General features: G+C 60.7%; 25 protein-coding genes and 1 tRNA gene. 15 read left to right on the plus strand and 11 right to left on the minus strand.

The window, feature by feature from the left end:
- The first annotated feature begins 616 nt into the window (after positions 1–616).
- The 8 genes from VWZ85_RS12195 to VWZ85_RS12230 all read left to right on the plus strand — a co-directional run bounded on the left by VWZ85_RS12195 (position 617) and on the right by VWZ85_RS12230 (position 6,258).
- Positions 617–2,230, plus strand: a complete 1,614-nt coding sequence (locus VWZ85_RS12195; RefSeq protein WP_416588482.1) for a DNA cytosine methyltransferase — start codon at positions 617–619, stop codon at positions 2,228–2,230.
- Positions 2,231–2,434: 204 nt separating this feature from the next.
- Positions 2,435–2,806: a helix-turn-helix domain-containing protein gene (locus VWZ85_RS12200; RefSeq protein ID WP_416588483.1), complete on the plus strand. Its 372-nt coding sequence runs from the start codon at positions 2,435–2,437 to the stop codon at positions 2,804–2,806.
- Between the two features lie 21 nt (positions 2,807–2,827).
- Positions 2,828–3,274, plus strand: a complete 447-nt coding sequence (locus tag VWZ85_RS12205) for a hypothetical protein (protein WP_416588486.1) — start codon at positions 2,828–2,830, stop codon at positions 3,272–3,274.
- A gap of 394 nt (positions 3,275–3,668) precedes the next feature.
- Positions 3,669–4,058 carry a hypothetical protein gene (locus VWZ85_RS12210; protein ID WP_416588491.1) on the plus strand — a complete coding sequence of 130 codons (390 nt, stop codon included), beginning with the start codon at positions 3,669–3,671 and terminating at the stop codon, positions 4,056–4,058.
- Positions 4,051–4,425 (plus strand): hypothetical protein, encoded by a 375-nt coding sequence (locus VWZ85_RS12215; RefSeq protein ID WP_416558407.1) that lies wholly within the window; start codon positions 4,051–4,053, stop codon positions 4,423–4,425. The genes VWZ85_RS12210 and VWZ85_RS12215 overlap by 8 nt, the downstream gene beginning before the upstream one ends.
- A 2-nt stretch (positions 4,426–4,427) precedes the next feature.
- Positions 4,428–4,814 carry a hypothetical protein gene (locus VWZ85_RS12220; protein ID WP_416588494.1) on the plus strand — a complete coding sequence of 129 codons (387 nt, stop codon included), beginning with the start codon at positions 4,428–4,430 and terminating at the stop codon, positions 4,812–4,814.
- Between the two features lie 3 nt (positions 4,815–4,817).
- Positions 4,818–5,066 carry a hypothetical protein gene (locus VWZ85_RS12225; RefSeq protein ID WP_317959805.1) on the plus strand — a complete coding sequence of 83 codons (249 nt, stop codon included), beginning with the start codon at positions 4,818–4,820 and terminating at the stop codon, positions 5,064–5,066.
- A complete protein-coding gene (locus VWZ85_RS12230) occupies positions 5,056–6,258 on the plus strand; it encodes a hypothetical protein (protein WP_416588497.1) in 1,203 nt (400 codons plus the stop codon). Before VWZ85_RS12225 ends, VWZ85_RS12230 begins: the two co-directional genes overlap by 11 nt.
- 5 nt (positions 6,259–6,263) lie before the next feature.
- Here VWZ85_RS12230 and VWZ85_RS12235 read toward each other — a convergent pair.
- A tRNA-Leu gene (locus VWZ85_RS12235) sits at positions 6,264–6,350 on the minus strand.
- A 312-nt stretch (positions 6,351–6,662) separates the two neighbouring features.
- Here VWZ85_RS12235 and VWZ85_RS12240 point away from each other — a divergent pair.
- Together VWZ85_RS12240 and VWZ85_RS12245 are read left to right on the plus strand one after the other, a co-directional pair.
- Entirely contained in the window at positions 6,663–7,241 is a 579-nt protein-coding gene (locus tag VWZ85_RS12240; protein ID WP_416588500.1) for a YqaA family protein, read from the plus strand.
- A 2-nt stretch (positions 7,242–7,243) separates the two neighbouring features.
- Positions 7,244–7,714, plus strand: coding sequence for a disulfide bond formation protein B (locus tag VWZ85_RS12245; protein WP_416538778.1), 471 nt, complete (start codon positions 7,244–7,246; stop codon positions 7,712–7,714).
- Positions 7,715–7,789: 75 nt separating this feature from the next.
- On the opposite strand, the gene VWZ85_RS12250 is transcribed toward VWZ85_RS12245, so the two are convergent.
- The gene (locus tag VWZ85_RS12250) at positions 7,790–8,215 is read right to left on the minus strand and encodes an Lrp/AsnC family transcriptional regulator (RefSeq protein WP_340545642.1); all 426 of its coding nucleotides are present in this window, start codon (positions 8,213–8,215) and stop codon (positions 7,790–7,792) included.
- A 112-nt stretch (positions 8,216–8,327) separates the two neighbouring features.
- On the opposite strand from VWZ85_RS12250, the gene rocF reads away from it, so the two are divergent.
- On the plus strand, positions 8,328–9,254 hold the full coding sequence (rocF, locus tag VWZ85_RS12255) for an arginase (RefSeq protein WP_416534902.1): 927 nt from the start codon (positions 8,328–8,330) through the stop codon (positions 9,252–9,254).
- Positions 9,255–9,387: 133 nt separating this feature from the next.
- Positions 9,388–10,434, plus strand: a complete 1,047-nt coding sequence (locus tag VWZ85_RS12260) for an ornithine cyclodeaminase (RefSeq protein WP_416534901.1) — start codon at positions 9,388–9,390, stop codon at positions 10,432–10,434.
- A 90-nt stretch (positions 10,435–10,524) separates the two neighbouring features.
- On the opposite strand, the gene VWZ85_RS12265 is transcribed toward VWZ85_RS12260, so the two are convergent.
- Positions 10,525–11,091 carry an HNH endonuclease gene (locus VWZ85_RS12265; protein ID WP_416540148.1) on the minus strand — a complete coding sequence of 189 codons (567 nt, stop codon included), beginning with the start codon at positions 11,089–11,091 and terminating at the stop codon, positions 10,525–10,527.
- A gap of 625 nt (positions 11,092–11,716) precedes the next feature.
- Here VWZ85_RS12265 and VWZ85_RS12270 point away from each other — a divergent pair.
- The gene (locus tag VWZ85_RS12270; protein ID WP_416588501.1) at positions 11,717–12,409 is read left to right on the plus strand and encodes a pseudouridine synthase; all 693 of its coding nucleotides are present in this window, start codon (positions 11,717–11,719) and stop codon (positions 12,407–12,409) included.
- Positions 12,410–12,457: 48 nt separating this feature from the next.
- On the opposite strand, the gene VWZ85_RS12275 is transcribed toward VWZ85_RS12270, so the two are convergent.
- Positions 12,458–13,123 (minus strand): alpha/beta hydrolase, encoded by a 666-nt coding sequence (locus VWZ85_RS12275; RefSeq protein ID WP_340545647.1) that lies wholly within the window; start codon positions 13,121–13,123, stop codon positions 12,458–12,460.
- Positions 13,120–13,803 carry a DNA-3-methyladenine glycosylase family protein gene (locus VWZ85_RS12280; protein ID WP_340545648.1) on the minus strand — a complete coding sequence of 228 codons (684 nt, stop codon included), beginning with the start codon at positions 13,801–13,803 and terminating at the stop codon, positions 13,120–13,122. The genes VWZ85_RS12275 and VWZ85_RS12280 overlap by 4 nt, the downstream gene beginning before the upstream one ends.
- 91 nt (positions 13,804–13,894) lie before the next feature.
- Between VWZ85_RS12280 and VWZ85_RS12285 the strand changes: the two genes are divergently transcribed.
- Complete coding sequence (locus VWZ85_RS12285; RefSeq protein WP_416538780.1) at positions 13,895–15,121, plus strand: MFS transporter; 1,227 nt, start codon at positions 13,895–13,897, stop codon at positions 15,119–15,121.
- Positions 15,122–15,214: 93 nt separating this feature from the next.
- Here VWZ85_RS12285 and VWZ85_RS12290 read toward each other — a convergent pair whose 3' ends face one another.
- The 5 genes from VWZ85_RS12290 to VWZ85_RS12310 form a co-directional block, all read right to left on the minus strand.
- Positions 15,215–15,994: a squalene/phytoene synthase family protein gene (locus VWZ85_RS12290; RefSeq protein WP_416588503.1), complete on the minus strand. Its 780-nt coding sequence runs from the start codon at positions 15,992–15,994 to the stop codon at positions 15,215–15,217.
- Positions 15,994–17,625: a citramalate synthase gene (cimA, locus tag VWZ85_RS12295; protein ID WP_416545893.1), complete on the minus strand. Its 1,632-nt coding sequence runs from the start codon at positions 17,623–17,625 to the stop codon at positions 15,994–15,996. The genes VWZ85_RS12290 and cimA overlap by 1 nt, the downstream gene beginning before the upstream one ends.
- Before the next feature lie 117 nt (positions 17,626–17,742).
- Positions 17,743–19,140, minus strand: a complete 1,398-nt coding sequence (gene cysS, locus VWZ85_RS12300; RefSeq protein WP_416588505.1) for a cysteine--tRNA ligase — start codon at positions 19,138–19,140, stop codon at positions 17,743–17,745.
- A 340-nt stretch (positions 19,141–19,480) separates the two neighbouring features.
- A complete protein-coding gene (locus VWZ85_RS12305) occupies positions 19,481–20,065 on the minus strand; it encodes an outer membrane protein (RefSeq protein WP_340545653.1) in 585 nt (194 codons plus the stop codon).
- A gap of 365 nt (positions 20,066–20,430) precedes the next feature.
- A complete protein-coding gene (locus VWZ85_RS12310) occupies positions 20,431–21,015 on the minus strand; it encodes an outer membrane protein (protein WP_416553732.1) in 585 nt (194 codons plus the stop codon).
- 474 nt (positions 21,016–21,489) lie between these two features.
- Here VWZ85_RS12310 and VWZ85_RS12315 point away from each other — a divergent pair, with 474 nt between their 5' ends.
- Positions 21,490–23,040, plus strand: coding sequence for a trimethylamine methyltransferase family protein (locus tag VWZ85_RS12315; protein WP_340545655.1), 1,551 nt, complete (start codon positions 21,490–21,492; stop codon positions 23,038–23,040).
- A gap of 56 nt (positions 23,041–23,096) precedes the next feature.
- On the opposite strand, the gene VWZ85_RS12320 is transcribed toward VWZ85_RS12315, so the two are convergent.
- Positions 23,097–23,840, minus strand: coding sequence for a glycosyltransferase family 2 protein (locus VWZ85_RS12320; protein WP_416553730.1), 744 nt, complete (start codon positions 23,838–23,840; stop codon positions 23,097–23,099).
- Positions 23,841–23,846 lie beyond the last annotated feature (6 nt).

Below are 23,846 nucleotides of genomic sequence, written 5' to 3' on the forward strand. Positions count from 1 at the left end.
CGAGAGATGGCCAAGGCCCTGCCCTACGCCCTCGCCATCTGTATCGCCGCCGCTCTGATCGTCGCCGCGTCAGCCGCAGCATCTTACTTTTAAACCCGCCCTGGCCTTGATCCGTGAGTGAGCCAGGGCGGGAGAAAGGGGCCGATGTGCCCCCCCTTTGATGGAGAGACCTATGCCCAATTGGGGACCAGACCACTGCAATATGTGCCGATACAGCGAGAACCTTTGCGGCGATTGCTACCGGATGATGCTCGCTGAAAGCACAGACCGGCGATGCGACGGTGGCGGCGTCGACCTGCATGGCGAGTGTTTCGAGTGTGACGCAATCCAAGGCGAAGCCTGCCGCAAGCCCAAACCCATTTCCAACTGAACCCCACCCCTTTGATGGAGCCGCCATGCTGTTCCCTAAAGACGACCTGCCCCGCGCGGCACCCATCAAGCGGATGCGTGTTGCCGATGCTGGCCACCTCCCCGGCGGCAGTCCTGGCATTCGCTTCGTGTGCCCCCACTGCGACCATGACACTGGCTGGATTCCTGACGAATGGACGCTCTCCGAGAACAAGCGCGGACTGCCCTGCCCTCACTGTAATCCACAAAGACTAGAGGTTATTGCTTGATGAACGCCCTATTTCAGCTCGATCAGCCTACGGCGGCACCGATCAATGCCCGCCCCATGATCATTGACAGCTTTGCAGGCGGTGGCGGGGCCAGCACCGGGATTGAGATGGCCTTGGGGCGCAGCCCTGACGTCGCGATCAACCATGATGCAGCAGCGCTGGCGATGCACCAGGCCAATCATCCCGACACGCTGCACTTGAATACCAACGTCTGGCACGTGGATCCCGCAGAGGTCTGCAAGGGCCGTCGCGTGGGGCTGGCATGGTTCAGCCCAGACTGCAAACACCACAGCAAGGCCAAAGGTGGCAAGCCCGTCAAAAAGAACATCCGTGATCTGGCATGGGTCGTGGTCCTATGGGCAAAACGCGCGCGCCCGGATGTGATCATGCTGGAGAACGTCGAAGAGTTCCGTGACTGGGGCCCGCTGACAGCCGAAAACCGCCCTTGCCCGGATCGCAAGGGGCAGACCTTCAAGCATTGGGTCAAAGAACTTAAACGCCTTGGATACAAGGTTGAATGGCAAGAGCTGCGCGCCTGCGATTATGGCGCTCCTACCATCCGCAAGCGCTTGTTCCTGATCGCGCGCTGTGACGGCCGGCCAATTGTCTGGCCCACCCCGACGCATGGCGCGCCCAGTAGCGCAGAGGTCATTGACGGACAGCGAAAGCCATGGCGCACTGCTGCTGAAATCATTGATTGGTCTCTGCCCTGCCCCAGCATTTTTGACAGCAGCGACGAGATCAAGGAAAAGCACGGGTTGCGCGCCATTCGCCCCCTCGCAGATGCCACACTCCGCCGGGTCGCGCGCGGCGTCATGCGCTATGTGATCGATGCGAAAGAACCGTTCCTGGTCACCTATGCCCAGCAAGGGGGATCTGTACGCAGCGGCTTCGATCCGATGCACACGATCACGGCCAGCCCGAAAGATCAAAACGCGCTCATCGTGCCGACCCTTGTGCAAACAGGCTATGGTGAACGGCCCGGTCAGGCACCGCGCGTGCCAGGGCTGCATAAGCCCCTTGGCACAGCCGTAGCGGGCGGCGGCAAACACGCTCTTGTTGCCGCCTTCCTGGCGCAACACAACGCCGGTGCGAGAATGAAGAACAACGCAGGACGACCGGCCTCTGCACCGCTCAGCACCCTGACAACGCGCGGCACGCAGCAACAGATCGTCGCGGCGCACCTGATGAACATGCACGGCAGCAGCAGAAGTGCGCGCGATATCCGAGATCCCCACCCATCTATCTGCGCGGGCGGTCGTCACGGCGCGATCATCGGGGCCTTCCTGCAAAAATACTACGGCCAAGGCGTCGGGCAACACTTGGACGAACCCTTGCACACCCTTGCAACACGCGACACGTTCGGCCTTGTGACTGTCGAGATCCATGGCGAGACCTACGCCGTCACCGATATCGGCATGCGCATGCTGACACCACGCGAACAATTCCGCGCCCAGAGCTTCCCAGATCACTACCAGGTCGACCGGGCCGGAGAGCGGATCATGACAAAAGCCGAACAAACCCGCATGTGCGGCAACAGCGTGCCACCAGTGATGGCCGAGGTGCTTGCCAGCGCCAACGCCGCGCATTTGGCCGTTCCCGTTGCCGCCTGAATTCCAACAATCCCCACCCCCGAAACACTCCGGAGGCCGATATGTCGAACCTTCGCTCACCTCAGCCGCCAAGTCACCTGCACCGCCGCAGAACGCAGCCGATGAGCAAGTCCGAGCGGATCACGATGGCACAGAGCCTCAGCGCGAATAGCCGGGGTAAACCCGTAACACTCAAAAGCCCGCCTTGGGAAAAGGAGAAGACACATGACCCATCCCGTTGACACACACGTAGGCAAGCGCATCCGGCACCGTCGCTGGCTCATCGGCATGACGCAGCAGCAGCTGGCGGATCTATCCGGCGTCAAGTTCCAGCAGATCCAGAAATACGAGACCGGCGCCAACCGCGTCAGCGCTTCCCGCCTTTGGCAAATCGCGGATGCCCTTGGTGTGGCCATCATCTTCTTCTTTGAGGGACTGACCGGCGCCCCGCAACCGACAGGCGATGAGGGTAACACCCCAAATGATCTGATGGGCGACAAGGAAGCAATGGATCTCGTGCGGTCCTACTACGCGATCCCCGAGAACCAGCGCCGTCGTTTGTTCGATCTGGCGCGCGTACTCAGCGACGTGGCCTGAGCCTCTGAACGGAGAACACACATGACTGAATTGAAGTACAGCAGCACAACCACTTTGCGCCGCATTCGTGAGGGCAGTCCCCAAAGCGGGCGCGCCTGCGAGGAAGGTTACACCAAGCTTCTCAAAAGCCTCGGCAAAACCAAGGCCGATGATGAGCCTGTCACCCTGCTGCAAGTACTGGATAGCAACGGCCTTGATGATGCGCTTTGGGTTCTGTTTTACGCGATGCCCGATGACAGACTGGCGCGTCACTTCCAAGCATGGGGCGCGGAGCAGGTCTTGCACTTGTTTGAAGCAGAGCGCCCAAGCGACACCCGTGTGCGTGATCAGATCGCAATGCTGCGCAACGACGACGCCATGGAGGCGGGGCGGGCCGCCGCACGGGCCGCCGCATGGGCCGCCGCATGGGCCGCCGCAGAGGCCGCACAGGAAACGCAACTCCGCAAGATGTTGGAGGAGACGAAATGACTGACACAAGCAAAGAGGCGGAACTGCTGCCATGCCCGTTTTGTGGGAGCGCTGGCCTGCGGCATACGTGCCTTGGAAATCGGGTGTCGGGAGGGCCGCCGTGGTATGAAACCAAATACCGGGTAAGCTGTTCGGACAATTGTGCCTGCTCCAGCAAGCCATGCGTCACTCAGGATGAAGCGGACGCCGACTGGAACACCCGCACTGACACCCACCGCGCCCAGCTGCGGGCTGCACGGGATGAGGCGTTGGAAGAGGCGGCCTATCAAGCACAGCATTCCTGCCTTGTGCCTCCAGACGGTGGATCCCCAACGGCGGAGGAAGTGGCGATTTGTGATGAGGCGGCTAAACGCATCCGCGCCCTCAAGTACACCAGCACTGAGGGGGAAGGGTGATGGTAGGAGCACAGTTCGAAGTCGGTCAGGATGTTCTACTCGTTTCGCGGTCAGGCATGAGAAACCGGCTTTACATGACCCGGTCGAAAATTACTCAGATCTATAAGAATGGCCTGATCCTCGTGGAGGGCACCGCTCAGAAATTCCGAGCAGATGGCACACCTGCCGGACGTCACGGTGGATGGTCCGATGCCAGACCCAGATTAAAGCCGTGGGATCCTGCACTCTGGCAAAAATACCAGATGGAGAGGGAAATGGCAAGGAACCTCTACGCTTTGGGTCAAAAGTTACAAGTCATGAGCCGAGATCCAGAAGGCTCGGCAAAGTTCTGGGAGATGCTGCCATTTTCCGTCCGCTGTCTTATTGAACAGGACACCCCCAATGACTGACCTGATTAAAGCAGCGGTTGCGCTGGCGGAGGCTGTGAAAGAACAGCTTGCTTATATGGACATGTGCAATGACAAGGGAGACCTTGAGCGCGACATGCGTAACGCCCTCACCACCTTCCACCAAGCCCGTGAAAGCGCAGATGGGGTGAAGGTCAAGCCGCTGGTGTGGGAATGCGAGGGCGGATGGCGGTGGAAAGGAACGCCGCCAGATGGCTTCTTTGCGAGTGTCGCTAAGTGGGTTTGGCAAGCCCCCAAAGGCGGGTTTAAACACGCCGGAACCAAAGAGCTGTTTGCAACACTTGAGGAAGCCAAGGCCGCAGCCCAAGCCGACTACGAAGCTCGCATCAAAGCAGCATTGGAGGGCTGAGGATGGAAGCACCTGATTTTGTCCATCATGCGCGCGCGGAGACAATGCTCCAGGACTTCGCGCGTCTTCGTAAAGCGATCCGCACTGATCACGACATCGAAGCCGCAGATCGCGCGCTAGACAAGTGCGAGCGCTGGTTTGCCTGCATCAACCCGAACCCTAAAGAACACGCTCTGAATGAGGAAGTGGAGAGGCTGCGAAGTGCCCTGAAACGAGTGGGTACCCCATCTGCGTTTTATGTCGCGACCAGCAATGTCGATCCTGAGGCTTATGGACGAATGGTGTATGCCGAAATTGTTTTGAAAGGGCCGGACTTGCACGAGGCGGAGGCCGCGGCAGAGGCGGCAGTTCGATCTCGGTTCGCCCCGCCTCTTAAGGAGGACACCTGATCCATGAGTGTGCAGTCTCTTTTCGTGAAGGAAGCGGAAGTTGCAAAACTCCTCGGCCATGACGTGAAGTGGCTGAGGGCGAATTCTACCACGCTTGAAGCGCAATACGGCCTGCCGGAGATTGATCCGGCTATCGGTCTAAGACACCGTGAGGCAATTGAGGAATGGGCGCGCGAACGCAACACCAGAAAGGCGAAGTCGCGACCAGGGCGGTTACAATCAACCAACCAAGAGGATCAAAATGGGTTTTGATAAAAGCGTCTGGGACGATAGCGATCCCAGCTATGCGCCTTGCATCAAGCACCGCAAAGACCGCGGGACTTACTTCTGGCGCCCTCCGAAAAAGTATCTGGATGCTGGGTATAGCGTGAGAACATACGCCCTGCCCGGCTGCAAAGGTGATGGACTTGATTATGATCGAGCCCGCCAGTGCCGCGCACTCACCCGCGAAATGCTGGAATGGTACGACGGAGAGACCAACGGCCGGCAACCCGGAACATGGGGCTGGCTTATCGCTCGATACAAGCACGACCAGTTCAGCGGGATCCACGAGGTCCGTCCAACCACACGTGCGGATTACCTCAAGGCGCTGGCCAGGGTGGAGAACGCCATCAGCAATGTCCTCATCGAGGAGACCAACTACGAGCGCATGATGACGTGGCGCCGGTCGATGCAAGAGAAGGGTCGATCGGTCCACTACATCAAGAAATGGTTCACGCATTGGGGGCTCGTCAATTCCCACGGGATCAAGATCGGCGAGTTGAAGTGTCGGGAACTCAAGATCATCCGCGAGGAAATGCGGCTCAAGAACCCAGCCAGCCGCAGCACATGTATCTCGCGTGATCAGGTAAATGCGGTCGTTGCAGAGGCGGACAAGCGCGGGCAATGTCATGTCTCACTGTCGGTCCTGATCCGGTTCGAGTTTATGTTGCGCGGGGTCGATGTTGTCGGCCAGTGGGAAGATGCCAACGGTCGTGAGGGCGGCATTCAGGACGGTGGCAAGATGTGGGTCGACGGCCTGACCTGGGATATGATTTCTCAGGATCTTTCCAGCCTCACCAAGGTGATCAGCAAAACCCGTGACAGCCTGCCCGAACCCTACGTCTATGATCTGAGGAACACCCCCGACATTCAGCGTCGGCTCTCAGAGGTTCCAAAGGAGCGTCGGCGCGGTCCGGTCATCACCCTGCCTAACGGTCGACCACCAAAGAACGGTGTGGTTACACGAGCCTTCAAACAGATCATCCGAGACCTGAAACTGCCGGAGGAACTTCAGATCCGAGACACACGGGCTGGCGGGATCTCTGAGGCCAAGGGAATGGTTGATCCATACAGCCTGAGGGATGCCGCGCAACACACTCAGGTGACCACAACAGACCGTTATGCGCGGAACCGATCCGAGACTGCGAACAAGGTGGTCTTTATGAGGAATGGCGGCACATAAGTGAATGGTACGGGTGGTGGGAATCGAACCCACAATTCCTTTCGGAAACCGGATTTTGAATCCGGCGCGTCTACCAATTCCGCCACACCCGCACATAGGATTCTTGCTACCGAGTAACCGCGCCGAGTAACCGCGAGTACCAACAGACCAAGAAACCTATAAAACTCAATACTATACAGTGCATCCACAAGAGATTTTGAATCCCCTGCGTCTACCATTCCGCCACTTGGGCCTCTGCCCCGTTCCTACCCAAGCCAAAGGCCGAGGTCCATAGGCAAATCGCGCGCCTGGCGGCAAAAAAACATCTGCCTGCCGACGGCTGTGTAGCGGGCAACCATCGTGGTTGACCTGCTCATCCCGACGTGGCACCGCTCAGGGCGGATTGCCAGGGAGAGCTTCACAGGATGCTGCGTGCGCTATATCACCGAACGATGGCCTTGGCCGACCACCCAAAGGCGCTGTGGTGGCTGGCCGGCGTTGCCTTCATCGAAAGCTCGGTCTTTCCCATCCCGCCGGATGTTCTGATGATCCCGATGATCCTCGCGCGCCCATCACGTGCCTGGCTGGTTGCGCTGGTGGCTCTGGTCGCCTCCGTGGCTGGCGGAATGCTCGGCTACGCCATTGGCGCATTTTTCTACGACAGCATCGGCCAGCCGGTGCTGGCCGCGATGGGCAAGGCAGATGCCATGGCTGAATTCAACAGCCGCTTCAATGATTTTGGGTTCTGGGCGGTGCTGATCGCCGGGATCACGCCTTTTCCGTATAAGGTCATCACAATCATGTCAGGCTGGACCGGGATGCCAATCGCAACCTTCGTTGTGACCTCCATTCTGGCCCGTGCGCTGCGGTTTTTTATGGTTGCGGGCTTGCTGTGGCAGTTTGGCGCGCCCATCCGCGATTTCATCGAACGTCGGCTGGGGCTTGTCTTTACGGTCTTTGTGGTGTTGTTGTTCGGCGGGTTTCTTGCAGTGAAGGTATTGTAAACATGAGCCGAATTCTCATCCTGATTGCCAGTGCCGGATCTGCTGCACTGCTGCTTGGTGCCTTTGGATTTCAATACATCGGCGAGATGGCCCCCTGCAAACTGTGCATCTGGCAGCGCTATCCGCATGGCGCAGCTGTCGTCATCGGTGCTCTGGCGCTGGCGGTACCATTGCTGATCCTGCCCTACCTTGGCGCGCTGGCCGCGCTGGCGACTGCCGCCATCGGTGCCTATCATACCGGGGTTGAGCGTGGCTGGTGGGAAGGTCCGAACTCCTGCACCTCCGGCCCGATCGGCAATCTGAGCTCCGAAGATCTGATGCAGCAGATCATGTCGGCACCGCTCGTGCGCTGCGACGAGGTCCCGTGGGAGCTATTCAGCCTGTCGATGGCCAGCTGGAATGCGATTGCCTCGCTGCTGCTGGCGGTGATCTGGATTGCCGCAGCCAACCACATGCGCAAAAACCGGATCTGATCCCGGTGCAGCCAGTCACCGGGAGCCGACGCACAGGGCCCCGGCCGCAGCTCTCCACGCGGCGATCTATCCTTTTTAGCTGTCTTTCTTTGTGGCGAGCAGAAGATTGGTCTCGCTGCTGACCACACCTTCAAAGGTACGGATCTTTGCCAGCGCGGCATCCAGCGTTTCCAGCGTTTCGGTGCCCAGCTCGACGATCAGGTCCCAGCGTCCGTTGGTGGTATGGATCGCCCGCACCTCGGGCAGCCCCTGAAGCTGGCGGGTGATGCGGCTGGTGCCGCGCCCCTCGATACCGATCATCATAAGACCGCGAACCGGGTCGCGCAGCACATCCTCTTTCAGCACTACGGAAAAGCCAAGGATATCGCCCTTGGTCTGCAGCCGCTCGATCCGTGCCCGGACGGTGGTCCGCGACAGGTTCAGCTGCAAGGCAAGATCGGAGAGTGAGGCGCGTGCGTTATGGCGCAGGGCGGCAATCAGCCGTTCATCCGTTTTGTCCAATCTGATCTCCATCTTGACGATTTGCCCTACTATATGAGCGAAATGATTGCTGGATTCCACCTCAAATCGGAGCTTTCTAAGAGTATTCACTTTTCGCAGAGGAGATATGCGCGTGACATCCAAGACCTGTATTCTGATCGGCGCTCCCGTAGACAGTGGCAAGCGGCGCGCAGGGTGCCTGATGGGGCCGGATGCCTATCGCACCGCCGGTCTGGGACGTGCCATCGAAAGCCTGGGTCACAAGGTGATTGATCAGGGCAACCTGCGTCCGGCCAGCCATGAGGCCGACCACAATGACGGTCTTGTCTTTGCCCGCAATGAAACCATTGGCTGGACCAACCGCCTGATCCGCGCTGCGGAAGAAGCGATGAAGGACGGCCTGCCGATTTTCCTGGGCGGAGACCATTCCCTGTCGCTCGGATCCGTTGTCGGTGTTGCCAACCACGCCGCCAAGGAAGGCCGTCCGCAATTCGTGCTGTGGCTCGACGCCCATACAGATTTCCACACGCCGGCCACCTCCGACAGTGGCAACCTGCATGGCACGCCGGTGGGGTATTTCACCGGCCGTCCGGATTTTGCGGGCTTTCCGAAGGTGCAGAACCCGGTGCCGCAGGAAAACGTCTGTATGATCGGTCTGCGGTCGGTCGACACCCCGGAGCGGCTGGCGCTGGAGGCGAGCAACATTCATCGTCACGACATGCGCGAGATTGACGAGAACGGCATTGCAGGTCCGCTCTCGGCCTTTCTCAACCGCGTGGCCGAGGTCAACGGCATGTTGCATGTCTCGCTGGATGTCGATTTCCTCGACCCCTCCGTGGCGCCGGCTGTCGGCACCACCGTCCCCGGCGGCGCAACTGTCCGTGAGGGGCATCTGGTCTGCGAGATGCTGCATGATTCCGGGTTGATGACCTCGCTCGATCTGGTCGAGCTGAACCCGTTTCTGGACGAACGCGGGCGCACGGCCCATCTGATGGTCGATCTCTGTGCCTCGGCCCTGGGTCGGCGCGTGTTTGATCGTCCGACGCGAAGCTATCAATGAGCCAGCATCAGGCTGCGCCCTCTGAGTACGGCACGCCGCTGCGACGCGCCATTCCAACAACTGAAACCGCTGGCGGGTCAATGCGCTGCATGCTGGCAGGCATCCACCTTAGCCCCCGTGAAAGGATCCGGTCATGACCCAACCTTCGGATAAGGCGCTTGTGCCTTTTGTAAGCGTCGACAACATGATGCGCCTCATTCACTCGATCGGTATCGACACCGTGATGAGGGACCTCGCCGATTACATCGAAGAGGATTTCAAACGCTGGGAGCTGTTTGACAAGACGCCGCGGGTTGCCAGCCATTCCGACGTCGGCGTGATCGAGCTGATGCCGACCTCCGATGGCGAAGCCTATGGCTTCAAATACGTCAACGGCCATCCGAAGAACACCTCAGAGGGGTTGCAGACGGTGACCGCCTTTGGCCTGCTCGCCGATGTCTACACAGGCTATCCCGTGCTGCTGACCGAGATGACCATCCTGACCGCGCTGCGTACTGCCGCGACCTCTGCGATGGTTGCAAAACATCTGGCCCCGAAGGGCGCCACAACAATGGCGATGATTGGCAATGGCGCGCAGTCGGAGTTCCAGTCGCTCGCCATGCAGGCAATCTGCGGGCTGAAATCGGTTCGCCTCTACGATATCGACCCGGCGGCGACCGCGAAATGTGCCGCCAACCTTGCTGGCAGCGGCCTCACCGTGGTGTCCTGCGCAACCCCCGAAGAAGCGATTGAAGGCGCGCAGATCCTGACCACCTGCACCGCTGACAAGCAATATGCCACCATCCTCACTGACAACATGGTCGGCAGCGGCGTCCATATCAACGCCATCGGCGGTGATTGCCCCGGCAAAACCGAATTGGCACCGGGTATCCTGACCCGCTCTGATGTCTTTGTGGAATTCCCGCCGCAAACCCGCGTCGAGGGCGAGATCCAGCAGATGCCGGAGGATTTTGAGGTGACGGAACTCTGGCAGGTGATCCTTGGCCAGAAACCCGGTCGCCGGGATGACAAGCAGATCACCCTGTTTGACAGTGTCGGCTTTGCAATCGAGGATTTCTCGGCCCTGCGCTACATCCGTGACCGGATCAAGGACACGGATTTCTTTTTGGAGCTGGACATGCTCGCCGACCCGGACGACCCGCGCGATCTCTTCGGCATGGTGCAGCGCGCCAAGGGCTGAAATCGGGATCGTCTCTCGCAGCTATTCTAAGGAAAAAGGCCCCGCCTGTCCGGTCGGGGCCTTAGATTATTTTTGAACGACTGATGAGATTCAGCTGTCCAGTTCGCTATCCCAATAGAGAAAATCCATCCAGGTTTGATGCAATTCAGGCTTCGGACGGGGCAGACGGCGGGCGATGGCATCCAGCTCATGCGGACTGGGAGCAAAGGGTTTGCGGCGCAGTTTCAGTCCGACCTGCTGCGGTTTCAGATTGCCCTTGCGCAGATTATCGGCGCTGCAACAGGCCACGATATTGGTCCAGGACGAAGCCCCGCCCTTGCTGCGAGGGATCACGTGATCAAACGTCAGATCCTTCGCAGCAAAGCGCTTGCCACAATATTGACAGCAGAATTCATCACGCAGAAAGACATTATAGCGGGTAAAGGCCACTTTCTTGCGCTTGCGATACCGCTTGAGGGCGACCACGGCGGGAACTTCAAAGGAGGCAGAGGCCGAATGAACCGCCACATTTTCGTAGGTTTTGACCTGTATGACCCGCTCCTGATGGACGGCAACAAAAGCATCCTGCCAATTGCAGACGGATAGCGGCGCCCAGCTGAGTGGCTGCATATCTGCGTTCAGAATCAATGTTCTGAGATTACCAACGGCGACGGTCATACTGCACCTCCTCGTTTCAACAGCGGTGGCCTGCGCCCGGACCAACGCCGTTGACCAGGGCGGCGCAGCAGTCTGTTTCCAGCCTGCCGGATCGTCCCGGTATTGAAAAAAACAAAAGCGCGTGGAGCCCACGCGCTTGTCTTCAAATCAGGTTTCTTGCTGCCAGTGCTCCGCAGGGATACCGACAGATGGCACGGGTAAGGCCAGACAGGTATTCGCAGCCCGGTCTGCGGCCGCGTCCTCACCCCGGTACCATTCTGCGGCGCAACAGGACCACGGATTGCAGTCCACGCCGGAGGCGCGACATATGCTGTCATCTCTTGCTGATGGATCTGCATGTTCTGCAACGGCTCAACCGCCCTGTCTGCCTGCGTTTCGACACCAGAGCGGGGAGCCCGCCCCTGCTTTGATTTAACTATATATCGTGTCAGTCAGCTGGCAAGCCCCCATTATCAATGATCGCAACGGGGCACTGACCTCGCTTCGCCTCAAGCGGTAGGATGATTCCGTGACAGCGGCATGACAGCTGCTGGCGGGTCGGCGGTCGCGAAATCCCCTATGCGAAATCACTGCCGGCAACGCCGCTGCCCTTGCCAGCCTGCCGGGGGCTGCCTATTGCAGACTGATGACCAGATTGATCCGTTTCAACAAACCCTTCGATGTTTTGCCCCAGTTCACCGACCGCGGCAGCGAGGGCAGCCCGCGCGCCACGCTGAGCGACTGGATTGACCTGCCCGGTGTCTATCCCGCCGGGCGACTGGATCGCGACAGTGAGGGGTTGATGCTGCTGACCGACCAGGGCCGCTTGCAGGCGTGGATCTCGGATCCGCAGCACAAGATGCCGAAAACCTATTGGGTGCAGGTCGAGGGGACACCGGATGCGGCCGCCATTCAGGCGCTTGCAGAGGGTGTTGAGCTGAAAGATGGGCTGACCCGACCTGCCAAGGCCGCATTGATCGACGAACCGGAGGGAATCTGGGCCCGGACCCCACCAATCCGGGTGCGTAAATCCGTACCCGACAGCTGGATCGCCCTCACCCTTCGCGAAGGCCGCAACCGGCAGGTACGGCGGATGACAGCGGCAGTGGGCCATCCGACACTACGCCTGATCCGGGCGGCCATCGGCATCTGGACTCTTGACGGGCTCAGCCCCGGCACCTGGGAAGATCTGGAGGTGCCCAGCATCCCCGGTCCGCCAAAACCCAAACCCGCCCCGAACCGGCAGGCGATTGCCCGGCGCAAGGCGGCAGGCGCAAAAACAACCCCGTCAGACCCGCAAAAGCCGCCCCGCAAACCGCGAAAGCCGCGCAAGCGCTAGGCTGCACGGCTTTCGACGGCGTTTTGTCTGGCAAACCGCTCTGGCGGATCAGAGGCTCAGCTTGTCGCGCATGAAGGCCAGCGCCACGCTCAGACCGTCGGGCGCGATGCCGTGGCCTGTGCCCTTCATGATATGGGCAAAGACGTCCTGAAATCCGGCCTCCCCCAGAGCTTCAGCTGCCTCTGGCAGAGATTGCGGCGGCACCACGTCATCGGCGTCGCCATGCACCAGCAATACCGGCATCTTCGAGACAACTTCGTCCTTCAGCGTTTCGGGCGACAGCAGCCGACCGGAGAAGGCAACGATTCCAGCCACCGCATCTTCGCGACGCGGGGCCACATGCAGGCTCATCATGGTGCCCTGGGAGAATCCAAACAGCACCACCTGTTCCGGCAGCACATCCTCATCCACCATCAGCGCATCCAGAAAGGCATTCAGATCTTCGATGGAGGCCATCATGCCGCGCATCGATTCCTCTTCGGAGGAGCCGTCGATCCAAGGGATCGGGAACCACTGGAAACCAAAGGGCGTGCCTGCGCAGCGCTCCGGGGCATCCGGGGCCACAAACAGCGTATCCGGCAGATGTTCCCCCAACGGGTCCGCCAGCCCCAGCAGATCGGCCCCATTGGCGCCATAGCCATGCAGAAACACCACCACAGATCGGGTCTGCCCCGACAGGGGCGCCTTGCGTTCAGCTGTCAATACTCGTGTCATCGGATCCCTTCCCTGTCCTTTGCCACCCGGTAATAGGCCCAGAGCACGCGCGCCGCAACCGACCGCCAGGGTGACCAGGCTTCAGCTATGCGGCGCATCTCGGCGGGTTTTGGCCGCTGCGGCAGATCGAGCAGGATCCGCGCCCCCTCTTGCAGGGCCAGGTCACCATGGGCAAAGACATCCGCCCGACCAAGCGAAAACATCGCATAGATCTCTGCGGTCCATGTGCCAATACCGGACACTTGTGTCAGGATTTTGATCACCTCGGCATCGGGGAGCTGGCGCAGCGCGTCAAAATCAAGTCCCGCTGCCGCAAGAGCATGGGCATAGCGGATCTTCTGACGGCTGAGGCCAACCGCGCGCAGGTCGTCCTCGCTGGCGGCGGAAACAGCAGGCGCAGTGTCCAACCCGGCTCCGACCATCCGGCCCCAGATCGCATTGGCGGAGGCAACGCTCACCTGCTGGCTGACAATCGCGCTGAGCAGTTCGGCAAAACCCTCCGGTTTGCGGCGCAGCGGCAGGGGGCCGCAGAGGTCGATCGCGCGGGCAAAGCGCGGGTCGCTTGCGGCCAGCCATTGGGCGCCCTCACGCACACAGGCATCGCTGGTGATGATCCGCCCGATTGCGGCCGACCGGGCGTCACCCCCAAACTGACCGACCGGAGTTTGCGATCCTGTCATTGTACCGCTCCTTTGCGTCTTTTTCGCGCGCATAGCGCACCGATGCAGCATCAATCTTGCCCTGTCGGATTTTCGGGGATACGCATCTGCCATGACAGACAGCCTCCCCCTCCCCGACGACCGCATCGCCAAGCGCAATGTTGTCATTCTCGTGCTCGCGCAGGCCTTTCTGGGTGCGCAGATGCCGATGATCTTCACCATTGGTGGTCTCGCAGGTCAATCGCTTGCCAGCAATGCCTGTTTCGCAACGCTGCCGATTTCGCTGATTGTGGCCGGTTCCATGCTGGCGGCAACGCCGATTTCGGCGATCATGCAGCGCTACGGACGTAAGGCGGGGTTCTTTGTTGGCGCCGCTGGTGGCACATTGGGTGGTGTCATCGGGGCTTATGGGCTCTACCTCGGCTCGTTTCCGATCTTTCTCCTCGGCAGTTTCCTCACCGGCATCTACATGAGTGCACAGGGATTTTACCGTTTTGCCGCCACCGATACCGCCTCTGATGCGTTCCGGCCCAAGGCAATTTCCTATGTGATGGCTGGCGGTCTGCTCTCCGCGATCATCGGCCCGCAGATCGTGAAGGCGACAAGCCAAGCCTTTGTGATCCCTTTCCTTGGCACCTATATGGCCGTGGTCGCCGTCAATGTGCTGGGCGCAGTCCTGTTCCTGTTCCTGAAAATCCCGAAACCGCCGGTGCCCAGCGAAGATGCGCCCCGAGGGCGCAGCCGGATGGAGCTGTTGCGCAACCCCACCATCGCGGTTGCAGTGATCTGCGCCATGGTGTCCTACGCGCTAATGAACCTGGTGATGACGTCGACACCGCTGGCCGTTGTTGGCTGCGGCTTCAGCGAAGGCAGCGCGGCGGATGTCGTCACCGCCCATGTGCTGGCGATGTATGTACCGTCCTTCTTTACCGGGCATCTGATCGCGCGTTTCGGTGTCGAAAAAATCGTCGGCGCGGGCCTTGTGATCCTGGGCGGAGCTGGCGCTGTTGCCCTGCAAGGCGTTGATCTGGAAAATTTCTTTGTCGCGCTTGTCCTGCTGGGTATCGGTTGGAACTTTGGCTTCATCGGCGCAACCACGATGCTGGCGGGTGCTCATGAAAGCTATGAGCGCGGTCGGATGCAGGGGCTCAACGATCTGCTGGTCTTTGGCGGTGTCACCTTTGCCTCGCTGGCTTCAGGCGGGTTGATGAATTGCTCCGGCGGCAGCCCGGTCGAAGGCTGGACCGCAGTCAATATGGCGATGGCACCCTTCCTGGTGCTGGCGGGCGGCGCGCTGTTGTGGTTGGTGCTGAAACCGCGTCCTGTTCACGGTCACTGATCTCCGGCGAGCCGAGACCGCACGACATGAAAAGACGCCTGACGGGGAGCCGCAGGCGTCTTTCTTATCTGGTCCTATCCGGCGTTTGATGCCTTACCAGCGCCCGGTGGAGACCCGGTAGATCAGGCTGGCACGGCGGCGGAACTCACTGGTGCCCAGGGTCCCGTCGGCCACCCGCCGAGGCTCCGCCACCGCCTGTTGCAGGATCGCGCTGGCCTGCCAGCCCGGCAGCAGTGCGGGCAAGGCGGATTTTGCGATTGCAGCACGATTGGAGCGAGCGTCCTTCAGCGCTGCAAGACCGCTCTCCGCCAGCGCGCGCACCCCCTCCGGCGTGCCATCCAGCAGCGGGACGCGTTTCTCGGCAACCAGCTTCGGAATTGCCCGCAGCCAGTTGGCGACGCCCACGCCATAGGCGAAGCGGCGCACAAGCGTCTCATCCCGCGCGCCCAGTGTCGCCGCTGCCATCCACATGAGCGCGCCCGTCGTCTTGTCGATGTGATCCGCCAGCGCTGCCTCATCCTCGAAGGGGTCGCGGTAGATGTCCCAGCGCCGCGCCTCTGCCATCCCATCAATATGCACCGCAAGGTCAGGCCGCAGCACCGCCCGCAGTGGCGTTGCGACGTAATGCCGTCGCACCGGCCCACCGGCCGCAATCTCTGTCCCGACATCGCGCCACCACTGCACGCGCATCTCGGCAATCATCGACTCCGCCGAGGCCCAGGGCGCCCGCGCCAGCTCAAGGTTGAAGGCGTAGAGCGTAAACAGCGCCGCCCGCGCTTCAACCGGCGCAGCCATCACCGTGGCAAAGCGATCCGGGTCGCCCTTCTGCACCAGATCGGCGCAGGCGGTCACATCATCGTCAAATGCAAGCATCAAGCCGCGCCGCCCGCCGTGTCGGTGTCCCGCAGCAGCTTCCAGCGGATCGCATCCAGCAGCGCTTCAAAGGAGGCGTCGATTATGTTGGCACTGACGCCGACCGTCGACCAGCGCCGCCCCTTGCTGTCTTCGCTGTCGATAATGACCCGCGTGACAGCCTCGGTGCCGCCCTGGGTGATCCGCACCTTGAAATCGACCAGCCGCATGTCATCCAGCGCCTTGGAATACTGGCCGAGATCCTTGGTCAGCGCTTTTGCCAGCGCGTTGACCGGCCCGCGGTCGCTGCCGGTCTCATCGAGGGATTCACTGACCGACAACAGCTTCTGGCCGTCCACTTTCACAACAACAACCGCCTCCGAGAGCGACACCATGCGGTTGTATTTGTTCTTGCGCCGCTCGACCGTCACCTTGTACCGCTTCACCTCAAAGAAACCGGGCAATTGCCCCAGTTCCTCGCGCGCAAGGATCTCAAACGAGGCCTGCGCGGTATCATAGGAATAGCCCTCGGCCTCACGGGTTTTGATCCGCTCCAGAATACGCGCGAGGGCCGGGTTGCCGGTCTCGACGCTCAGGCCTGCCTCGGACAGGCGCCGACGCAGGTTCGACTGACCTGCCTGATTGGACATCGGGATGATGCGCGTATTGCCGACCAGCGCCGGGTCGATATGCTCATAGGTGCTTGGATCTTTCAGGATCGCGCTGGCATGCAGCCCCGCCTTATGCGCAAAGGCCGACGCCCCGACATAGGCGGCCTGTTTCGTCGGCACCCGGTTCAGGATCTCGTCCAGCATCCGGCTGAGCGCCGTCAGAGTGCTCAGGGCCTCCCGGCTGACACCGATGTCATAGCGATCGGCATAGGGCTGCTTCAACAACAGCGTCGGGATCAGCGTTGTCAGATTGGCATTGCCGCAGCGCTCCCCCAGACCGTTGAGCGTGCCCTGAATCTGCCGCGCCCCGGCGTCGACTGCCGCCAGCGAACAGGCCACCGCATTTTCGGTGTCATTATGGGTGTGGATCCCCAGACGCTCCCCCGGCAACCCTGCCGCGATCACCTCCTTGACGATGCGGCCCACATCCGCCGGAAGGGTGCCGCCGTTGGTGTCACAGAGCACAACCCAACGCGCGCCGGCCTCAAGCGCTGTGCGACAGGCCGCAAGCGCATAGTCCGGATTGTCCCGGTATCCGTCAAAGAAATGTTCGGCATCAAACAGCGCCTCGCGCCCCTCGGCCACCAGATGGGCGACGGAGGCGCGGATATTGTCGAGGTTTTCCTCAAGATCGATCCCCAGCGCATGGGTCACGTGGTAATCATGGCTCTTGCCGACCAGACAGACCGCGGCGGTGCCGGCGTTCAGCACCGCCGCCAGCACATCATCATTTGCCGCCGAACGCCCGGACCGTTTGGTCATGCCAAAAGCGGTCATGGTTGCCCGCGTTCTGGGGGCGGTTTCAAAGAAGCCGCTGTCCGTCGGATTGGCCCCCGGCCAGCCGCCTTCGATGTAATCCACCCCAAGCCCATCCAGTGCGGTTGCGATCCGAACTTTCTCAGCGGTGGAAAACTGCACGCCCTGCGTCTGCTGCCCGTCCCGCAAGGTGGTGTCATAAAGGTAAAGACGGTCTTTGGTCATGGCTGGCCTCATGGCTTGGCAAAGTATGGTCGTTGCCCCGTCATGAGGGCCTCTGCTGTCTGTTGGATCTGGCGCAGGCGGGCCCGGCGCCCACCTGCGAGGATCCGTATCGGGGGGCTAGATCGCGCCGAGTTTTTCGGGGTCGAAATCCGGCCCCGGCACCAGCTGGACCCCCTCCTTGGACATCCGCACCTCGACGCCTGCGGTAAGATAGGCGGTCTTCAACCGGTCGACCTCGGCGAAATCCTTGGTTTTCATTGCGATCTCTCGCGCCTCGAAAAGCGCTTTTTCATAGGCGCTTAAATCAATATCTTCACCTGCCGCCCAGGCCCCCATCTCATCACTCAGCAAGCCCATCAGTTTGGCCGATGCAAGTAGATCCGCCGCGGCACCGGCCGAGGCCAGCCTGTGCAACTCCGCAAGCGCACCCGCTGTATTCAGATCGTCCGACAGCGCCTCCAGAACCGCGGCAGCAGCGGTGGGCGCGGGCTCGATGCCCGCGGTCAGCGCCCGCCATTTGCGCAGCGTTGCCTCCGCTTCCTTTGCCTTCTTGTCGGTCCAATCCATCGGTTTTCGATAGTGGGTTTGCAGGAATACAAGGCGGATCACCTCGCCCGGATAGCCCTGATCCAACAGGTCGCGCACGGTGAAGAAGTTGCCCAGTGATTTGGACATCTTCTTGCCCTCGACCTGCAACATCTCATTGTGTAGCCAGATTTTTGCAAAATCGCCCTCGGGATGGGCGCAGCAGCTTTGCGCAATTTCATTCTCATGATGCGGGAACATCAGATCATTGCCGCCACCGTGAATGTCGAAACTCGCGCCAAACAGCTCGTGGCTCATGGCGGAGCATTCGATATGCCAACCCGGGCGCCCCCGCCCCCAGGGACTGTCCCAGCCCGGCAACTCATCGGTGGAGGGCTTCCACAGTACGAAATCCATCGGATCGCGCTTGTTATCCGCCACTTCAACCCGGGCGCCTGCGATCATGTCATCCACTGAGCGACCGGAGAGCGCGCCGTAGTCCTTGTAGCTCTTGACCGAGAATAACACATGGCCTGCCCCGTCGGCATAGGCATGGCCCTTGGCAATCAGCGCTTCGATCATGTCAATCATCTGCGGGATATAGGCGGTTGCCCGCGGCATGTGATCCGGTTCAAGCGCCCCGAGTTCAGCCATATCGGCCAGATACCAGCTGATGGTTTCCTCGGTCCGCTGCTGCACCAGCTCCTCAAGCGTGCCGGGGGCACCAGCCTCCTTGCGCGCCAGAGCGGTTGCGTTGATCTTGTCGTCCACATCAGTGAAGTTGCGCGCATAGGTGACGTGATCGGTGCCGTAGACATGGCGCAACAGGCGATAGAGCACATCAAACACCACCACCGGGCGCGCATTGCCCAGGTGGGCGCGGTCATAGACTGTCGGCCCGCAGAGATAGAGGCGTACATCGTCGGGATTGATCGGGTTCAGCACCTCTTTGCGGCGGGTGCGTGTGTTGTGCAGCTTGATCGTCGTCATCACAAATCCTTCGTCTGACCGGAACGCAAGGGCGCCTCAGGCCAATCTCCCAACGGGTGCCGCAGATCAGCGGCGCGCAGCGCGGGCTTAGCAACTTGTTCAAAAGAAGGGAACGACAGAAACCAGCCCGCTGAGTTTTTCAGCAGGTAATGCAGCAGGTAATAATGTTGCACAGCCGGTTCATAGGATTTGCATAACACAAGGCAATAGCTCCGCCAAGCCTGCAAATCGACCAAAGGAGGACACCGCAGGTATGGGTGGATCCGGGCGGGGTATCTGCACATGAAAACGGCGCGCCCACCGAAATGGACGCGCCGCTATCATCCCCGGGGGGATAACATTAGAACTGGTAAGAGGCGCGCAGCGACACGGTGGTCGCATCGGCGCTGATGCCGGTGCTGCCCAGGTTGTCGAAGTCATGCTCCAGAACTTCACCGCCGACGGTCCATTGATCGGTGACACGATAGGCCACGCCAATGCCGTAGAATTCACCGGTTTCATCACCGACGGAGGTATCAACCTGCGCCACACCGCCGGTCACATAGGCCAGCACCGGGCCGAAATCATAGCCGGCCTTGACCTTGCCGCGCATCACCGAGTCCACAGTGGCAGCGCCGCCGCCCAGATCCACATCGGTGGCGTCATAGTCGATTTCGCCACCCAGTACGAAGCGGCCGAAGTCATAGTTGTAACCGGCGTGAACACCGTAAGAGACATCATCTCCCGACAGGCCATTGCTGGTGTCTGCGTCCAGCTGCCCAATTTGGCCACCGATATAGGCACCGGTCCAGTCACCACCGTCATTGGCAACCACAACGGGCGGTGCGGCAGGTGCTGGTGCCACGACGGGCTCTTCCAGATTGCCGGCAAAGGCCGGAGTGCTCAGTGCGGCGGCGATAGCGGCCATGGATACGATACGAGTCATCTCGACTTCTCCTTGTCTGTCTTTCGACATCTGTCTTTGCTTGGACGCGCTACTCTCGCGTCTGCCTCACCTAAAGAAGATTGCCGGCCGCTTTGTTCCAGCCCCCTGCGGATTTTTTGGAGATCTTGCGCGCCTATTGGCCCAAAATTAGGGCTCAGGGCAGGTTCCTGCCGATAGGATTGAGGCGCGGATCTGCCGACTGGCAAGACTGCGCCCGCCCAACCGCCAACGGGCCAATTGCCGCTCATGCCCGAAAAGGCGTCATCCTGATCGACAAGGGTGGATTTTGCCGCGCCGAACCTCACGAGATCAGGAACCGCCGCGGCGCGGAAACACGTTGGGCGTGGTGCGGCGGGTGTCAGCCGCTAGAATTGAAATGACGCGCGGATCGACAGGATATCACGCGCTGGTGCCTGAAGCGCCGCGCCGTCATTGGCGTCCTGATGCAGGTATTCGCCGCTCAACCGCAGCGCCCGGTTGAGAGAATAGCTGACGCCGAGCCCGTAGACCGCGCCATTGTCGCTGTCTGTCGCTGTTTCGCGACGTGCCGATCCGATGGTGACATAGCCCAGTGTTTCGCCCATGTCATATCCGGCCCGCAGCTTGATCCGGTGTGTCTGATCCTCTGCCTGGCTGTCGCCTGCCCCGCCGCTGCGATCAACCTCGACCTCTCCCCCCAGGATGACGCGGCCGAAATCGTGATCATACCCCAGATGCAGACCGGGCGCGCTGGCAGTGCCGCCGTCAGACGCGGCACCGGTCACCCGAGCCATGGAGGCACCCAGAAAGAACCCGCTCCAATCGCCAGCGCCAACCGGCCCCGCCACCCCGATGCTCAGCACCAGACCAGCGGCTGCCCCACGCCACAGATGGCCAGAACCATCCGACCGGCGTGCCGGACCCGCTGACAGGCGGTTCTTCAACGTGGTGCGTAATATGGCCGGTATCATCGGCGCTGCCCTTTTCTGGCTGCGCGCTGCTTCAGCGCGCGTGACGACCCATCTGCGACCAGTATCCTCCAGAATGTTTAACACTCGGTTCAGTATGATCCTGTCTTGAGATTGCCCGAAATCGCGCCTTTGGTGCAGATGAAAACCGCATCGTAATCTCATTGATTAATTAGATTTTTTCCAAACCCGCTCGCAGCTGCCAGCGGTCGGGAATTCCAGACCTACGTGAAATTTCTGTCGCAAATTTCACATTGGTCGCAAATGGGACAGAATCGCCCCCCTTCTGTGCAACGATGTCCAGAGTGAAGCGGAGTGTCGACATGACAGGCATCCAGATGGAACCACAGTCAGGCGAGCGATGGATCATCAGCCTGATCGGCCGCACGATCGGGGCGGCTCGCGGGCGTGCGGCACGGGGGCGGCCACAGCGGATCTGAACCCATCAGATCCGACCCCAAAACCTGAGAGACCCCAATGACAGATCAATCGAACTCCCCTCGTGCGGCCCGTAGCGGCGGACGTGCCGCCCGTCGTGCCGCCCGTGCCGCGCCGCTTGCCGATCACCTGCGCCCGGTCCGCCCCGGACTGGAAGGCGGGCAGTACCGCCCCCTCAGCGATGCCGGCGTCGAACGCATTCATCAGGCGGCTCTGGACGCGCTGGAACAGATCGGGCTGGCAGATGCACCACCAACCGGTGTGGCCTATCTGACTGCCGCAGGATGTATCCAGGGCGAGGACGGCCGCATCCGGTTTCCGCGCGCTCTGGTGGAAGATACAATTCGCAACGCCAATCGCAGCGTGACCCTCTATGGTCGCGACCCGAAGAACGACCTGCATCTCTCTGGCAACAAAGTACATTATGGCACTGCGGGTGCGGCGGTCCATCTGGTCGAGATCGACGGGCGAAACTACCGCGAATGCACCGTTCAGGATCTGCACGATGCCGCCCGTATCTGCGACAGGATGGACAATATCCACTTCCTGCAACGGCCCATGGTGGCGCGCGATATCACCGATAACCTCGAGATGGATCTGAACACCATCTACGCCTGCTGCTCCGGCACGACCAAACATGTGGGGACGTCGTTCTCGGATCCCGCCTTTGTTGCGCCGGCGATGGAGATGCTGCACATGATCGCGGGCGGAGAGGCGGCCTGGCGCGAACGGCCTTTTGTCTCCAATTCCAACTGCTTTGTTGTGCCGCCAATGAAATTCGCCACCGAAAGCTGTCAGGCGATGGAGGCCGTGATCCTTGCAGGTATGCCGGTTCTGCTGCTGTCTGCCGGACAGGCCGGCGCCACCGCGCCTGCGCCGATAGCCGGCGCCATTGTTCAGGCGGTTGCCGAATGCCTCGCCGGGCTGGTTTACGTCAACGCGGTAAAGCCCGGCGCGCCCGCGATTTTCGGAACCTGGCCCTTTGTCTCCGACCTGCGCACCGGCGCGATGTCCGGCGGCTCCGGCGAACAGGCACTGCTGTCGGCGGGCTGTGCACAGATGCACGCCTTCTACGGGCTGCCCGGTGGCGCAGCAGCGGGTATTGCCGATGCCAAGATGCCGGACATGCAGGCCGGCTGGGAGCAGATGTGCTCCAACGTTCTGGCCGGATTGTCAGGACTGAACATGGTTTACGAGGCCGCCGGAATGCACGCCTCTCTGCTCGGCTTCTGTCTGGAGTCGCTGATCCTCGGGGATGATCTGATCGGGCAGGCCCTGCGCTGCGTCCGCGGCATCGAGGTTGACGAAGATTCGGTCAGCCTGGAGACAATCCGCGCCACCTGTATCGGCGGGCCGGGGCATTATCTGGGGTCGGACCAGACATTGGGACGTATGCAGACCGACTATATCTACCCAGCTCTGGCCGATCGCACATCGCCAAAGGAATGGGTGGAGATCGACAAACCTGATCTCGTGGCCAAGGCCATTGCGCGCAAGCTTCAGATCCTCGCGGAGCCATCGCAGGCACAGTTCGATCCGGTTCTGGACAAGGCGATACGTGAGCAGTTCAACATTCACCTGCCCCGCTAAGTCATTGAGATAGTTGACGGGCAAAGGCCGATTTGCCCGTCACCCCATGCCTTGGATTACAGCGCCTTCAGACGCTGCCGCAGATACTCAAGCCAGCCGCGCAGCGTGGTGCTGCGGGCAAATTTCCGGGCGACGTAGCGCAGTTCCTTCTGTCGCAGCGCCTTGCTGACAGAGGCACTGACCTGCCCCTCGTGCATGCGATTGGCAATGATGGTCCCCTGCACAATGACCGGGTCGCCGTAGGTGTCCCACAACCGTTTATACAGGTCGACATCCATCAGCCAGATCAGCTGTTCGTCAAACTCCAGCGCCGAAGCGCGGCGCATTGCGAGCACCGAGGGACTTGAGACGGTATTCTTGCCAAAATGCAAACGCGCGCTCAGACGGGGCACCATCGGGCGCAGGATGCTGCTGCCATCCCGCGTCACACCAGAGCCGCAAAGACACCAGTCAGCGCCCTGCCCCATTGCATCATGAATATGGGACAATCCATTGGGATCAATAATCAAATCATCCTGAAACAACACTTTGATCACCTCACCCGTGGCATGGGCCATAGCGTTGTTCACATTGGCGGAGGCCTGCCGCAGACCCTCGCGGTTCCACAGATGCGTGATCGACAGACGATCCTCGTAGGATCGACAAACATCCTCTACCGCGGTGTCATCGGATTGATCGGAGACGACGATATCAAAGTCGGTAAAACTCTGATTGCAAAGGTGCTCAAAGGAGTCCTGAAGGTAGCGCGCACCGTCGCCGCCCATTGCGTAGGCCGGAATGCAGAGGGTGATGGCGGGCATGTCGGG

The organism is Phaeobacter sp. JH20_29 (assembly GCF_048056175.1).
Classification (GTDB): Bacteria; Pseudomonadota; Alphaproteobacteria; order Rhodobacterales; family Rhodobacteraceae; genus Phaeobacter; species Phaeobacter bryozoorum.